The 14,170-nt window shown below is 39.4% G+C and carries 11 protein-coding genes; 7 read left to right on the plus strand and 4 right to left on the minus strand.

Translation table 11 applies throughout. From position 1 onward, the window contains the following. The first annotated feature begins 102 nt into the window (after nt 1-102). The 6 genes from yegQ to FHG08_RS18735 all read left to right on the plus strand — a co-directional run bounded on the left by yegQ (nt 103) and on the right by FHG08_RS18735 (nt 7,814). Nucleotides 103-1,491 (plus strand): tRNA 5-hydroxyuridine modification protein YegQ, encoded by a 1,389-nt coding sequence (yegQ, locus tag FHG08_RS18710; RefSeq protein ID WP_178956956.1) that lies wholly within the window; start codon nt 103-105, stop codon nt 1,489-1,491. Between the two features lie 14 nt (nt 1,492-1,505). Further along, a complete protein-coding gene (locus FHG08_RS18715) occupies nt 1,506-1,751 on the plus strand; it encodes a YfhL family 4Fe-4S dicluster ferredoxin (RefSeq protein ID WP_178956955.1) in 246 nt (81 codons plus the stop codon). A gap of 281 nt (nt 1,752-2,032) precedes the next feature. Further along, entirely contained in the window at nt 2,033-2,752 is a 720-nt protein-coding gene (locus FHG08_RS18720; protein WP_178956954.1) for a Sir2 family NAD-dependent protein deacetylase, read from the plus strand. 154 nt (nt 2,753-2,906) lie between these two features. Further along, the gene (locus tag FHG08_RS18725) at nt 2,907-3,722 is read left to right on the plus strand and encodes a TlpA disulfide reductase family protein (RefSeq protein WP_178956953.1); all 816 of its coding nucleotides are present in this window, start codon (nt 2,907-2,909) and stop codon (nt 3,720-3,722) included. A 254-nt stretch (nt 3,723-3,976) separates the two neighbouring features. Further along, nucleotides 3,977-6,904, plus strand: coding sequence for a TonB-dependent receptor (locus FHG08_RS18730; protein WP_178956952.1), 2,928 nt, complete (start codon nt 3,977-3,979; stop codon nt 6,902-6,904). Nucleotides 6,905-7,016: 112 nt separating this feature from the next. Beyond that, the gene (locus FHG08_RS18735) at nt 7,017-7,814 is read left to right on the plus strand and encodes a response regulator (protein ID WP_138605817.1); all 798 of its coding nucleotides are present in this window, start codon (nt 7,017-7,019) and stop codon (nt 7,812-7,814) included. Nucleotides 7,815-7,851: 37 nt separating this feature from the next. Here FHG08_RS18735 and FHG08_RS18740 read toward each other — a convergent pair whose 3' ends face one another. The 4 genes from FHG08_RS18740 to FHG08_RS18755 all read right to left on the minus strand — a co-directional run bounded on the left by FHG08_RS18740 (nt 7,852) and on the right by FHG08_RS18755 (nt 13,249). Beyond that, the gene (locus FHG08_RS18740; RefSeq protein WP_178956951.1) at nt 7,852-9,939 is read right to left on the minus strand and encodes a bifunctional diguanylate cyclase/phosphodiesterase; all 2,088 of its coding nucleotides are present in this window, start codon (nt 9,937-9,939) and stop codon (nt 7,852-7,854) included. A 183-nt stretch (nt 9,940-10,122) separates the two neighbouring features. Then, nucleotides 10,123-10,803, minus strand: a complete 681-nt coding sequence (locus tag FHG08_RS18745) for an SDR family oxidoreductase (RefSeq protein WP_138605821.1) — start codon at nt 10,801-10,803, stop codon at nt 10,123-10,125. Nucleotides 10,804-11,064: 261 nt separating this feature from the next. Beyond that, nucleotides 11,065-12,411: an N-succinylarginine dihydrolase gene (gene astB, locus FHG08_RS18750; protein ID WP_178956950.1), complete on the minus strand. Its 1,347-nt coding sequence runs from the start codon at nt 12,409-12,411 to the stop codon at nt 11,065-11,067. Between the two features lie 349 nt (nt 12,412-12,760). Next, on the minus strand, nt 12,761-13,249 hold the full coding sequence (locus tag FHG08_RS18755) for a MarR family winged helix-turn-helix transcriptional regulator (protein ID WP_008468659.1): 489 nt from the start codon (nt 13,247-13,249) through the stop codon (nt 12,761-12,763). Between the two features lie 130 nt (nt 13,250-13,379). On the opposite strand from FHG08_RS18755, the gene FHG08_RS18760 reads away from it, so the two are divergent. Beyond that, nucleotides 13,380-13,808 carry an organic hydroperoxide resistance protein gene (locus FHG08_RS18760; RefSeq protein WP_138605824.1) on the plus strand — a complete coding sequence of 143 codons (429 nt, stop codon included), beginning with the start codon at nt 13,380-13,382 and terminating at the stop codon, nt 13,806-13,808. Nucleotides 13,809-14,170: the final 362 nt, after the last annotated feature.

Here is a 14,170-nt window from a genome sequence, read left to right on the forward strand (position 1 = left end):
CGATCAAAGTTTCTCTTTTGACCACTCATTATACTTGCGCGCTTTATTTCCCTTAACTATTCATGCAACCGGCTTGAACTCGGTTCGATGTATGGAGCGCACATGTCAGCAGTTACTTCTTCAACCCCGTTTATTCCTGAACTACTTTGCCCAGCAGGTAGCTTAAAAAACATGCGTTATGCCTTTGCCTATGGGGCAGACGCTGTTTATGCCGGCCAACCTCGTTACAGTTTAAGGGTTCGCAATAATGAATTTGATTTAGATACTTTACAAATAGGTATTAACGAAGCTCATGCGCTAAATAAAAAGTTTTATGTAGTGTCTAATATTGCCCCACACAATGCGAAAGTGAAATCGTATTTACGTGATATAGAGCCAGTAATTGCTATGAAGCCGGATGCATTGATCATGTCCGATCCTGGCTTAATTATGTTAGTGCGTGAAAAATGGCCTGATATGCCCATTCACCTTTCAGTACAAGCTAATGCAGTAAACTATGCCAGTGTATTGTTTTGGGCAAAACAGGGTATTGAGCGGGTAATTTTATCTCGCGAGTTATCGCTTGAAGAAATAAGTGAAATTCGCTCTTTATGCCCAGAAACAGAGCTAGAAGTATTTGTTCATGGTGCTCTGTGTATGGCCTATTCAGGGCGCTGTTTACTCTCAGGCTATATTAATAAACGCGATCCTAACCAAGGTACATGCACTAATGCGTGTCGTTGGGAATACGATGTTAAACCTGGCACTGAGAACGAAACCGGTGAAATGGTACATAAAATCGATCCTAAAACGGTTATACCTACGTTAGGTGAAGGCGCGCCAAGCAACGATGTTTTTATGCTAGAAGAGCAAGGTCGCCCCGGTGAATATATGCCCGCATTTGAAGACGAGCATGGTACTTATATCATGAACTCAAAAGACTTACGCGCCGTGCAATACGTAGAGCAGCTAACAAAAATGGGGGTGCATAGCTTAAAAATAGAAGGGCGTACTAAGTCATTTTATTATGTTGCGCGTACCGCTCAGGTGTATCGTAAAGCGATTGACGATGCCGTCGCAGGTAAACCATTCGATGCTGATTTATTCAAAACTCTTGAGAACCTAGCGCACCGTGGTTACACCGAAGGATTTTTAAAGCGCCACGCCCACCAAGATTATCAAAATTACGAATACGGCCATTCAGTTTCTACCAAGCAGCAATTTGTAGGTGAGGTACTAGGGCGAAATGCTAATGGTTTGGTTGAAATAGATGTAAAAAATAAGTTTTGTGTTGGCCATTCATTAGAGCTAATGACGCCGAAAGGCAATATTAGTTTTACCCTAGAAAGTATGGAAAATAAAAAAGGCGAAAGCATCACCGATGCCAAAGGTTCAGGCCACATTGTAAAAATTCCACTGCCTGACACTATCGATTTAGAGCACGCGATACTGATGCGAAATTTGGATGAAAACCAAGATACCCGCAATCCTTTCAAACAAGCTGTTTCATAATAGAGAGTTTAATCATGGCTTTACTCATAAACAGCAAGTGCATTAACTGTGACATGTGCGATCCAGAGTGCCCAAATGAAGCCATTTATATGGGCGCTAAAATTTACCAAATAGACCCTGAAAAATGCACCGAATGTGTGGGTCATTACGACAAGCCAACGTGCGTCAGTGTATGCCCCATTGACTGCATAAAGCCCGACCCTAATCATCGGGAAAGTATAGACGAACTGGCTGAAAAGTATGTGAGATTAATGGGTTAGTTGCTTTAAAAAGATTATCTATCTGTTTTTATTAGAAAGCCAAGTGTATTGCGACTAATTAGTTGTTGCTAATTGTTACCATAGTTTCCAGTATGTCAATAATTAAAGAAAGATTTGGAGTGCACTTGAGCGGAACTAAAAATATAAAGAACTTTTTTGGTATCCTAAATTATTTTCAGCTAATCATCGGAGCCTAAATAATTTAATAGCAAAAGAGTAAAAGTCTCAAATTTACAATGTTATAAAGTATTATAAGTTTATTGAATGTAAGAGATTGCTTTATGAATACGTTATACATTACTGGGGCTGGTGTGAGTGCTGCTAGTGGTATTCCTACTTTTCGTGGTGAAGATGGCTTTTGGACCATTGGTAGTAAAAATTATACGCCTATGGAAATGGCCACTCGTGCCATGTATGAAAATAACCCGAGTGAGTTTTTAGCTTGGTATTATCATCGTTTTGCAACTTATCGTCATCATGGTCCTAATGAAGTACATCATTGGCTTAGTGATAAAAACTTAATTACCCAAAATATTGATGGGCTTGATGGTAAGGCGGGTAATAAAAATTTTATTGCGATTCATGGACGGCTTGATCAAATGACGCTGTTTCATCATCAGGGCGATGACGTTACACCACAAACAACTCCTTGGGATAATGTTGATGAGAGCAACTTACATCGCTCTTTACTGGAGCTATTCAATATTGAAAATAACCAGCCTAAGCTTAATCATTCTCTAAAGCCCTTTGTGCTGTTATTTGATGAATATTACACCGTGCTATACCGTATTACTGAGGCGCAGCAGCGAATGATGAATGCCGATAAAATGGTATTTATGGGTACCTCTTTTAGTGTAAACATTACCCAAATGGCACTAGAGATTGCACGTAATTATGCTATTCCAATTGAAATTGTTGACCCTGAACCTACTCATGTACTGCACTCAAATGTAAGTTATAAAAAAATGACTGCATTGGAGTACATACAGCAACAAGGTTAACTAGGTAACTAGGTTATATATTGCTGCTGGTATACATAATTTATTATGCGTTATTAATAATCAGTACAGCTTACATTATGTTATTGTTGGCATTTAATTCACGCTGGTACTCGTTATTTTAGGTACTTAAATACATTATAAGAAGTCGGTAGCAATGTTAAGTATTTCTCTTGGGCCTTTGGTTATTTCCATTTCTCAGTTAATTATTTTTTTAGGTTTAGGCATTTTTTGGGGGCTTACCTATTTATTGACGCGCCAACATCCATTACAAAAAGCAATTTTAGATACGGTTTTTAAAGCAATTGTGGTGGGCTTTTTAGTCTCGCGTTTAGCGTTTGTGTTTACTATGTGGGATGCTTATCAAGGTAATTGGTGGCAGCTTTTTAATATTAGCGACGGTGGCTTTATTGGTTATTATGGCTGGCTAAGCGGTATAGTTATTTTAGCGTTTTATGCGCGTGGTAAAAAAGCGGTAATGAAAAACTACGCTATTGCTGGGTTTGTAGGTTTTTGTTCAATGATTATTCCTAACTTTGCATTGTCTATTTATCAAACGGGTGTGCAATTACCGCAATCGGTTGTGCATAATATGCAAGGGCAGCAAGTTAATTTACAAAACTTTAAAGGTAAGCCTGTGGTTATTAATTTTTGGGCGTCGTGGTGTCCGCCGTGTCGAAAAGAAATGCCAGTGCTACAAGCTGCTCAAAAAAATAACTCAAATATTACGGTGGCGTTTGTCAATCAAGGTGAAGACTTACACACGGTAAAAGCGTTCCTTAATGAACAGCAACTCGACCTTAATCATGTGTTTTTTGACCAAAGCAGTAATGTGAGTCGCGAATCCGGTGCTGCAGGCTTACCAACCACCTTGTTTTATAATAGCCAAGGAGAGTTAGTTACCAGCCATATAGGTGAGCTTTCTCATGCGAGTTTAGGCTATTATATTCAGGCGATTAGCGCTAAAAAATAACGGCGTATTGCTGTTTAATCGCGTCATTCCTTTTTATGCCCTTTTATAAGCAGCTAAATAGCCATTTTGCGGCTTAACTACCTACTTTTATTAGAGTAGGTTACTTATTGAGACAGCATTCATTTATTCGTCAGTTTGCATTAACAAGCTATTAAGCTTGGTTATGTAAAATACAGCTACTTTTTTCGTACCATCTTTCCTTGGTACGCTCACCTTTAAGTATTAACTGTATTTTAAATGGAACTGTTAAAACTATGACCGCTCATCGGATAACTCAAACCTCTGCTCACTCACTTCCACGTTTTGTTAAATCAACGCTGTGTATCTCTATTTTATCTGTGTTTAATCACGCATATGCGGATGAAGCTGAAGATAAAGCATTAAAAAGTAAAGATATGGAAGTAATAGAGGTGCGTGGTATTCGTTCCAGTATGGCGGCTAATTTAGATATAAAACGTTTGTCTAGCTCTGTGGTTGATGCGATTACAGCTGAAGACATTGGTAAGTTTCCTGATAAGAACGTCGCCGACTCATTACAACGTGTACCCGGAGTGGTTATTGACCGTGACGGAGGCGAGGGCTCATCAGTTAGTATTAGGGGGTTATCATCTGAACTCACCTTTTCTCAGTTAAATGGTAATTTTATTGCGTCATCACCAGGAGAGCCATCTCGTTCGTTTGATTATGCATTACTCCCCTCAGCCATGATTGAAAGTGTGGAAGTGTATAAATCGCCAGAGGCACGTTTAGATGAAGGTGGAGTGGGCGGCACGGTATTAATGCATAGTCGTAAACCGCTAAGTATGGATGCAAACTCAGGGGTGATTAATATTGAAAGCACTTATGCCGATGTAACTGAAGAATCAGAGCCCCAAGTAACCGCACTTTATTCTTGGAAGAACGATGCTGATACTTTTGGTGTGTTGTTTGGTTATACCTCACAAACACGCACTAACCGCTCTCTTTCGGGTGGCACCGATGCAAATGTGTGGCGCTTTGCCGGCGATAACCCGGTTGATGTTAATGGCGCACCGATTGAAAATAATAATCAGTGGGGTTCAGTAAGCGATTCTCAAGGCAATAATTATGACAATGTCTGGTTTCCTCAAGTGGTTCGAGGTTCAATTGTAAACGAATTACGTGAGCGAGAAGGGATACAATTTAGCACGCAGTGGCGCCCAACTAGCCGAGTAGAAATTGGTTTTAACTATTTTGGATTTTCACTTGATAAAAATAGAACTGAATCGGTGATTGATATACCTGAGTGGTCTTTAAATCCTGACTTTTTAACCGATGTAAGTTTGGATGAGTCGGGCACGATAGTTAATGGAATGCAATTTGATGCAGCTGCAAGTGGCATAGAAAATGATATGCAATTGCCGTGGATGCGAGGCAGCTATGTGCGTGAAGAGTCAACCTCTGACACTTTTGATCTCAACTTAACCTACGAAGGTGATTACTTCAAAGCCCGTTTTGTGGCGGGTAATACACGTTCTGAAGGTGGCCCGAAAGAGAGTTGGGAAGCAGCTTATAAAAGTTCTAACGCGGGTGAAAATGAAAACCGCATAGAAAATGCCGCTAAAACAGCGGGTTGGAAAATTAATGAGAACGATATTAGTTTAAATATAGATCCAAATACGTTAGCTAACTTACTCAATGGTGTGGGTGGTGGGCGCGATCCGGGTTCGTCAAATTCAAGTTTTGTGCGTAGTGAACTTGAAGAAGATTACTACCAAGCTGATTTTGATATTTATACCGATTGGGGCATTTTAAGAACAATTAAAACAGGGGTTAAGTATCGAGAAGCTTCGCTTCACCGCGAAACCGGTAATACCTTCTTTTTAGATCCTAATTTTGATATTGCCGCAGCAGAAGCCAGTGAGGGTGGGATCACACGCTTTGATAGTTACCAGTGGAATAACGGTATGCCACTAGCACAAGATGTGTTTATCAACGAAGGTAATATTGCGGGTGGTTTTAATATAAATCAAATGCCCGGCATTGATTGGGATAAATACCGCGATATTGTGACCAGTAATTATGTGCCGTATACGCGTAAAGAGGATAATTTCATTTATGATATTGAAGAGCAAATAGCGGCATTTTATCTACAAGGTGATTTTGAATTTGATAGCGTGCGCGGTAATTTAGGGGTACGTGTTGTTCGCACGAAAACCATGACATCATCAACCGATCTGTACACATATTTGCTGGATCATACTGACGATGAAAGCGGGGAGGCGGTAACCGGAGACGATAGATTTGTTGAAGATTATCAACTCATTACTCAAGAGAATACCGATACCCAAATTTTACCTAGCTTTAATATTGCATGGGATGCCAGCGAAGATATTGTTGTGCGCGGCGCTATTGCAAAAGTAATGTCTCGCCCTGATTATGCCGATTTAGGTGCGCAACAACGCATTACGTTTGTCTCAGATGAGTGGGCCGACGACAGAGCTGAATTTAATGAAATTCCGGGTTTTAGTGGCAGTGGCGGTAATAAAAACTTAAAACCGTTCGAGTCGGTGCAAGCTGATTTATCTATTGAATATTATTACAGCGAAGGCTCTGCTGTTGGTTTAGCACTGTTTCATAAAACGGTTGATAATTTTGTTGTTCCCTTAGTTATTGATGTACAGCAAGATTTTGCTGGTAAAGAGGGCATAGTTGATTCGGGAAATATTACTGTATTGCCATATAGCACCGTAGGCAATGGCACTGATGCTGTATCTAAAGGGGCTGAAGTATTTATACAGCATGCCTTTGATAGTGGTTTTGGTTTTTACGCAAACTACACTTTTAACAAAACCAATAAGGCAGATGTAGAAGTAGATGGTAAAGAGTTTGGTAAATCGCCGTTAATTGGCAGTGCTAAGTACCAGTACAATACCTCGATATATTATGAGGGAGATGCTTTTAATATTCGTGCTTCTTATAACAAACGCGGAGAAACCGTGTTGGGTTTAAATAGTGGTTTAAACGTGTATCAAGACCCATACGAGCAAGTTGATGTAAATGCATCAATTACTTTATTAGAGGACTTGAGCCTGACAGCCGCTGTGATTAATTTAACTAAATCTGAGTCGGTAAAGCGCCTAGGTAACGATACAGAGTCTCGGTTATTAAACTCAAGCTATTCGGGAAGACGTTATTATGCGGGCATAAACTACCGTTTTTAAGAGTAGATTAGGGTAAACATGCCCTGTTGTTGCGGTTTTAGCTTTTTCTTGTAAGTTATTACTTTATAATGAGCATTATAAAAATTATTTAATTAATATTAACAGGATTGAAATGAGTGATTTAACGGCAATAGCTAACTTATCTATTTTATTAGTTGAGCCTTCTGAAGTGCAGCAAAAGCTAATAAAAAAATCACTGGCTCAGTGTGGGGTGACACAAATTGAAACGGCCACCACTCAAGAAAATGCGCTGGCTGCTTTATCAAGCTACTCCCCTGATTTAGTGATCAGTAGTATGTATTTTAGTGACGGTACTGCAGACTCTTTATTACAGGCTATACGCAGTAACAGCAACACTGAGCAACAGGCGTTTATGCTAGTGTCGAGCGAGCGTAATAAGCGCCATTTAGAGCAACTTAGGCAATCGGGCGTATTAGCTATTCTACCTAAACCGTTTAATGCCGACGAAATTACCCGTGCGCTTAAAGCGACTCTGGATATTATTAGCGAGCAAGAGGTGGAGCTAGAGCACTTTGATGTCACTTTACTTCGCGTATTGGTGGTTGATGACAGTCGTTTTGCGCGAAAACATATAATACGTGTATTAGCGGGAATGGGTATTCCTGAACCTGTAGAGGCAGAAGACGGTAAACAAGCGATTGAAATGCTTAATAATCAATCTTTTGATTTAATTGTTACAGATTACAATATGCCAGAAATGGATGGTAAAGAATTAACTGAAACCGTTCGAAAGTCGAATACGTACTCACATATTCCAGTTCTGATGGTGAGCTCAGAGGCCAACGATACTCATTTGGCTAATATTGCTCAAGCCGGTGTGGATGCCATTTGTGATAAACCATTTGAACCTGCAACTGTACGCGATCTACTTTTTAAAATTATGAGCTAACTCGCAGCTGTAAAAGCACTTTTTAACTAAAGTGCTTTTAAGTCGCTTTGCAGTAACGCGATGAAAAATTGAGCAGTTTGGCGCCCGGCAAGGGCTTACTTAAATAAAATCCCTGAGCAATATCGCAGTTTAGCTCGTTAAGTAAATCTAGCTGTTCTTTGGTTTCTACCCCCTCCGCAACAACCTTTATTTCTAGGCTGTGTGACATAGCTATGGCTGCTTTTACCAAATTACAGTCTGCTTTATTATCTGTTATCCCAGTGATAAAGCTTCGGTCAATTTTTAGCACATCAAAGGGGTACTCTCTTAAGTAACTTAATGATGAATACCCTGTGCCAAAGTCGTCCATTGACAGTTTTATGCCCAGTTCATCAATTTGTAATAAGGCGTCACGAATTGAGGTTTGACTATTCATCAGTACTCCTTCAGTAATTTCCAGCTCTAAGCATGCATTGCTAATACTGTTTTTATGCAGAGTACGCTTAATTATATTTACTAATTCTGGGTCTCTGAATTGCCGCGGTGATAAATTAATCGCCATGGTATAGTTTTGCTTATTAATTGATTGCCATTCATTTAAAAAGCGAAGGGCTTGTTGCAGTACAAATACACCAATAGGCGCAATCAAGCCTGTTTGCTCTGCAATGGGAATAAACTCATCAGGGGTAATTTCCCCTAACACAATATTATGCCAACGTAGCAAAGCTTCAGCGCCAACGATGGTGTTTGTTTTTACGTCTATTTGCGGTTGGTAATAAAGCTCAAATTCGTTTCGCTCCAGTGCTCCATGCATTTGCTCTTCTATTTCAAAGCGCCGGCGCATTGCAACATTCATTTGCGGGGTGAAAAAAGAGGAGGTATTGCGGCCCATCGCTTTTGCTTGATACATAGCGGTGTCGGCATTACGTAACAATACCGAAGAACATGTGCCATCTTTAGGGGAAATAGCAATACCAATACTTAATGTTAATATTAAGTCTCTGCCTACCAATTTAAAGGGCTTTCTAAATGCTTGAAGCAATCGCTCAGCAATCGCTAAAGCGTCGTTTTCATCGTTTAAACTAGATATTAAAACAATAAATTCATCTCCGCCTAATCGACCAACAGTGTCATTTTGCTTTAGTGTTTGCTGTAATCTATGTGCGGCTTCGATTAATAATTTATCTCCGATTTCGTGACCCAAAGAGTCATTTACCTTTTTAAAATCATCAAGGTCCAAGAAAAATACCGCGGCTTTTTCATGATTTTTTTGTACTTCTATTAATATTTGTGACAAACGATCTAAAGATAAAAAGCGATTAGGCAAATCGGTTAAGCTATCAAAATGAGCCTGATGGCGGATCAATTCTGCTGAGCGGTGTGGTTCGCTAATATCACGGATAATCACCATGATTTGATTTTTTCTGGGCAGTAAGCGCAACCTTGCCTCATAATAAATTACGCCTTCAGGCATGCTTAATTCGTATTCAAATCTAACAATATTGTCTTGTGCTATTGTTTTTTCAATATGAATCTGAAACTTTTTCGCTACCTTTTTGGGCAGTACATCAATCATTTTTTTACCAATAAACTGCTGGGGTGGAATATAAAGATCGTTGTTATTGCCTGCGTGATAGTCTGTAATAGTGCCATCTTGTTCTAGTACAAAAAATAAGTCGGGAATGGCTTCAAAGATAGTCTTCAACATATTGGCATTAAATGTGGCTTCTGCTTGTGCCTTGTGGACTTCTGAAAGGTCAATATCGATACAATACATTTGTTTGGTATTATATTGATTAGTAAACATAACATGGCTTGAAAATACAGCCACATCATTACCCTTTTTATGTTTAAGGGTTAGTTCTGAGGCGGGAATTTCAATATCATGCTTAATCCAATTACTATGCGCTTCAATAACGGGCTCTCGCATTGGTGCGGGTATAATTAAATCTTCGAGTTTTTTGCCAATGGCTTCTTGGTGTGAATACCCATAAAGCAATTCACTGCCTTTATTCCAATAAATTACACGTCGTTGCTCATCATAACCTTGTACTGATACAGAATCGACTGCATCGAATAGTTGGTGCAACGGATCATTAGTAACATATTGATGGGCAGACATATTATTAGCTTTATGAGGAGCCATTAAATGGGTTCCGATTATTGAATTACTTTACTTATATAATAGACATAAAGTTGAGATTTAGCATGGTAAGGGAGGTTTCAATACGTGACTTTTCATCGATTTAGTTGACAGCGATTCTAAAAAAGCAAAATTAAGCACTTTTAGAGAAAAGGCCAATAAGTATTGGCCTTTTGGATTAACTTGTTAGTTGGTGGGCATTAAATAGATTTCGCGTACGCTATTACGCTGATTAGCTTCAATAGCAAATAATACCGCATCGGCCACATCTTGTGGGTCGAGCTTATCGGGTTTTGCTTCATCAAAAAAAGGCGTATTTACCATGCCTGGGGCAATAGTGGTACAGCGACCATGCCATGGTTTCATTTCCTCTGCGAGGTTTTGACCAAAGCCATGAGCAAACCATTTAGTGGCACCATATATAGAGCCATCAATGGGTCTTCTTCCAGCTGCAGAGCTTGTTAAAATAAAATGCCCCTGGTTTTCACGTAAATGAGGCAAAGTGAGTTTTGCGGTCCACAACAACGCTTTAATGTTAAGGTCAACCATGGCTGACCACTCTTGAGGATCGCCGTTTTCTGTGCCAGCTGATGAAACACCCATGCCTGCGTTAGCAAATGCCGCGTCTAATCGGCCAAATTTTTCAACGCCTTTACTCACCACATTTTCAAGTTCATTAAATTCAGTGGCATCGGCTGAAACGCTAAATGCGTTTTCATGGCCTAACTCGTCAACTAGTTTATTAAGTTTATCTTCACTGCGCGCAGTTAATATCACTTTGTGGCCATTATTAACTAATGTTTTAGCGGTCGCCTCGCCAATGCCGCTTGATGCGCCGGTAATTAAAATGACTTTATGTGTTGTCATGGTTTGTCTCCTTATATGGAATACTGCCAAGCTTGAGTACAAAGACCCATTCTAATAAGTGTTTTAGGACTAATTAAATGATAATGATACTGATACTGTTTTAGCGTGCTGCCAAGAGTAATTGATACCCTGACAAAGAGAGTTATATGTATGTAAATAGTCAGGATAATTATAAGGTTAAAAACTTAACCTCAATTGAATTTAGAGAGATTAGCGTTAAGAGCTTGAACGTATTATCAAGCCCTTAAAGTAGCAAAGCAATTAAGCTTCTAGTTGAAATGGGTATACTGATCCTAAACTAAGCAACTGGGTTAACTCATCAAGCGCTTGATAACTTTCGGTTAGTAAAGCTGGATCGGCAAAGTCGTTAGCGCCGAGTTTATCGCGGTAATGGCGAGTAGCCCAGTCACATAATTGGGTATATTTTTCGTCATTTAAAATAACATCAGGGTTTACTGCTGCTAATTCATGACTATTAAGCGCCACGCGTAAACGTAAACAAGCGGGCCCACCACCATTTTGCATACTTTGGCGCAAATCAAAAAACTGCACTTGATTTATGGGATTATCGGCAACAATTAGCTCTTCAATATACGCTTTTACAGCAGGGTTGCGCTGGCATTCTTGTGGGGCAACGAGCAGCATTGCATCGTCATTCATGCTAACCAGTTGGCTATTAAATAAATAACTACTAACAGCATCTTGAATACTCACTTTACTGGTTGGCACTTCAATAATATACAGCTGTTTGTTACCTACGTAGGCTTCGCGGATATCGTCTAGTGCTTGCGTTTGATTTAAAAACGCCTGCTGGTGGCAAAGTAAAACATTGGCGTTACCTACAGCAATTACATCATTATGGAACACCCCTTGGTCAATCACATCAGGGTTTTGTTGCAATAATATTTGACTGGTATCTTTTATATTATGCAATCGACAAATAGCCTCAGACGCCTCCAATGTTTGCCTTGCTGGGAATTTAGCTGGCTTAACAAGTTGACTGTTAAAGGCACTTGCACCAAATACAAATAACTCTAAACCTGTTTCACCGTGACTGTCGCATAAACGAGTATGGTTTGCTGCACCTTCATCACCAAAAAAACCTTGCTCAGGTAAGTGTGTATGATGTGCAAAGTATTGTTCGTTACTAAACATTGCTTTAAGCAAACGTGTCGTCGTATTTGGCTCTAATGAACGATGAAATTTATTATTAAGATTTGCCGCAGTAAAGTGTACTTTGCCATCGTTAGTATCAGGGGAGGGAGATACTGTAGCAGCATTAGCTGTCCACATGGCAGAGGCTGAGTAACAGGCGCGTAACAAAATAGGGTCGGCTTTAAAAGCTCTATTAATGACTTGCGCATCGTTGCCAGTAAATCCTAAACGGCGTAATACATTTAAATCAGGGCGAGCATGAGGAGCAAACACCCCTTGGGTTAAGCCTTTATCGTGCATGGCTTTCATTTTAGCCAGGCCCTGCAATACAGCTTCTTGCGGATTTGAAAAACTCGCCGCGTTATTTAACGAAGCAACATTACCATACGACAAACCTGCGTAGTTGTGAGTAGGGCCGACTAAGCCGTCAAAATTAACTTCTAAAGCATGCATATACGTTCCACTAGCCAATTAAATAGTCTTTTACAATACAACGCTATGGGGTAGCTTGCAAAGTCTGTTTAAAAATAGTTCAACGAGAGTACATTCGTTCTTTTTCACTGGTGGTATGCGTATTTGTAGGCTCATTTACTTGCCACACTGTGATATCTAAGCGCCATAAAAAATAAAGAGTGTTGTATAAATTAGACATAAGTTTTTCCTTGGTGTTGCTAACGTCATTAAGGGGTTAGGAAGAAGTATGCCAACTGTTAATTGAATGTTTTATGAATAATAATCAATAAGTTAATTTTTTATAACTAAACTATAAAAAAGCTTAAGCACCACATTGGATAAATTTACGCTAGGTTTGCACTAACTTGGGACTGTCTTTAGCATCGACACTTTCATCTTCAGTCTGGGTGCTTAAGTCGCTAACGATTAAATCGAGTAACTGCATTAATTGCTGTGCTTGGTTAGTGTCGATACTGTCAAATTTACAGAAAATTGTTTTTGGAATATCAGCAGCTTTAAGTTTTAAAGATTGGCCGGTGTGAGTCAATTGCACCAAACGCTTACGCTTATCGTGTTCGTCCTTTATAACGTTAAGCAATGACTTGCTGGTCATCTTTTTTAATATTTGAGTAAGCGCGCCACCATCAATTGCGGTTTTATCTATTAACTCAGCGATGGTTACTTCATCTTGTTCCCACAGCGCCATCATAACAACATACTGAGGATAGGTAAGGTTAAGCTCTGCTAGAGGCTCCCGATAGGCACGGGCTATGCTGTTAGACGCCATATATAAACGATGGCATAACTGATTTTTTAATTTTAACTGTTCAAACGACATCGCATTACCCTTCATTTCAAGATAGCTTATTTTAATTTGCATGCAAAGTAATTGCAATCAGAATTTAATTGCCTTATTATTTTGCGTGCAAAGTAATTAATTTGAAAATTTTAAATTTTAGGAGTTCACTATGAATGTATTACAAAATGTAGCTTATACAGCAAAAGCAACGGCAACAGGCGGACGTGAAGGCGTTGCTAAATCAGATGACGGTCGTTTAGATGTTAACTTATCAACGCCTAAAGGGTTAGGTGGTGACGATGGGCAGGGCACTAATCCAGAGCAATTATTTGCAGCAGGTTATGCAGCGTGTTTTATTGGCGCACTTAAATTTGTAGCCGGTAGCGAAAAAGTTGCTTTACCAAGCGATACTTACATTAACTCAGAGGTATCTATTGGTGCCATTGATGGCGGTTTTGGCATTGCGGTAAAACTGGCCGTGTCATTAGGTGGTATGGATAAAACAGCCGCCCAAGAGCTGGTAAATAAAGCGCATCAAGTATGTCCATATTCAAATGCAACACGCGGCAATATTGAGGTAGAACTTTCAGTTATTTAATCTATCCCTTTATATGGTTTATAAAAACACGTCATGAGTGATCATCGCGTGTTTTTTTATTTGCTACTATACCTCTAAAACTCAACATGAATTAAAAAAATAGATAATTCCACTTTACAACAGTGGGTGCTGTACTCGATTTACTTAAAATTGAATTTAGTAAAATAACGACGTTACCAGCGGTGCTAAAACACATCCACACTTATTGTAATTTGGCTCAAGGCATAGAAGTTTAATAACTGTAGTGAAAGTGTTGCAGGAAAAGGCTGCTATTGAATGCGACTCAATGCTTAACATTCTGCTAATACCCAAATGACTGAAAATTTAACCCTGAAAGGTCAACAGACCCTAGTCATGAAATT

Origin of the sequence: Pseudoalteromonas sp. Scap03, from assembly GCF_013393115.1 — a bacterium.
In the GTDB taxonomy this organism is placed as follows: Bacteria; Pseudomonadota; Gammaproteobacteria; order Enterobacterales; family Alteromonadaceae; genus Pseudoalteromonas.

Bases quoted from the DNA above. Each gene is read 5' to 3' on its own strand.
- yegQ (WP_178956956.1), top strand. From the start codon at position 103: ATGTCAGCAGTTACTTCTTCAACCCCGTTTATTCCTGAACTACTTTGC.
- FHG08_RS18715 (WP_178956955.1), top strand. From the start codon at position 1,506: ATGGCTTTACTCATAAACAGCAAGTGCATTAACTGTGACATGTGCGAT.
- FHG08_RS18720 (WP_178956954.1), top strand. From the start codon at position 2,033: ATGAATACGTTATACATTACTGGGGCTGGTGTGAGTGCTGCTAGTGGT.
- FHG08_RS18725 (WP_178956953.1), top strand. From the start codon at position 2,907: ATGTTAAGTATTTCTCTTGGGCCTTTGGTTATTTCCATTTCTCAGTTA.
- FHG08_RS18730 (WP_178956952.1), top strand. From the start codon at position 3,977: ATGACCGCTCATCGGATAACTCAAACCTCTGCTCACTCACTTCCACGT.
- FHG08_RS18735 (WP_138605817.1), top strand. From the start codon at position 7,017: ATGAGTGATTTAACGGCAATAGCTAACTTATCTATTTTATTAGTTGAG.
- FHG08_RS18740 (WP_178956951.1), bottom strand. From the start codon at position 9,939: ATGGCTCCTCATAAAGCTAATAATATGTCTGCCCATCAATATGTTACT.
- FHG08_RS18745 (WP_138605821.1), bottom strand. From the start codon at position 10,803: ATGACAACACATAAAGTCATTTTAATTACCGGCGCATCAAGCGGCATT.
- astB (WP_178956950.1), bottom strand. From the start codon at position 12,411: ATGCATGCTTTAGAAGTTAATTTTGACGGCTTAGTCGGCCCTACTCAC.
- FHG08_RS18755 (WP_008468659.1), bottom strand. From the start codon at position 13,249: ATGTCGTTTGAACAGTTAAAATTAAAAAATCAGTTATGCCATCGTTTA.
- FHG08_RS18760 (WP_138605824.1), top strand. From the start codon at position 13,380: ATGAATGTATTACAAAATGTAGCTTATACAGCAAAAGCAACGGCAACA.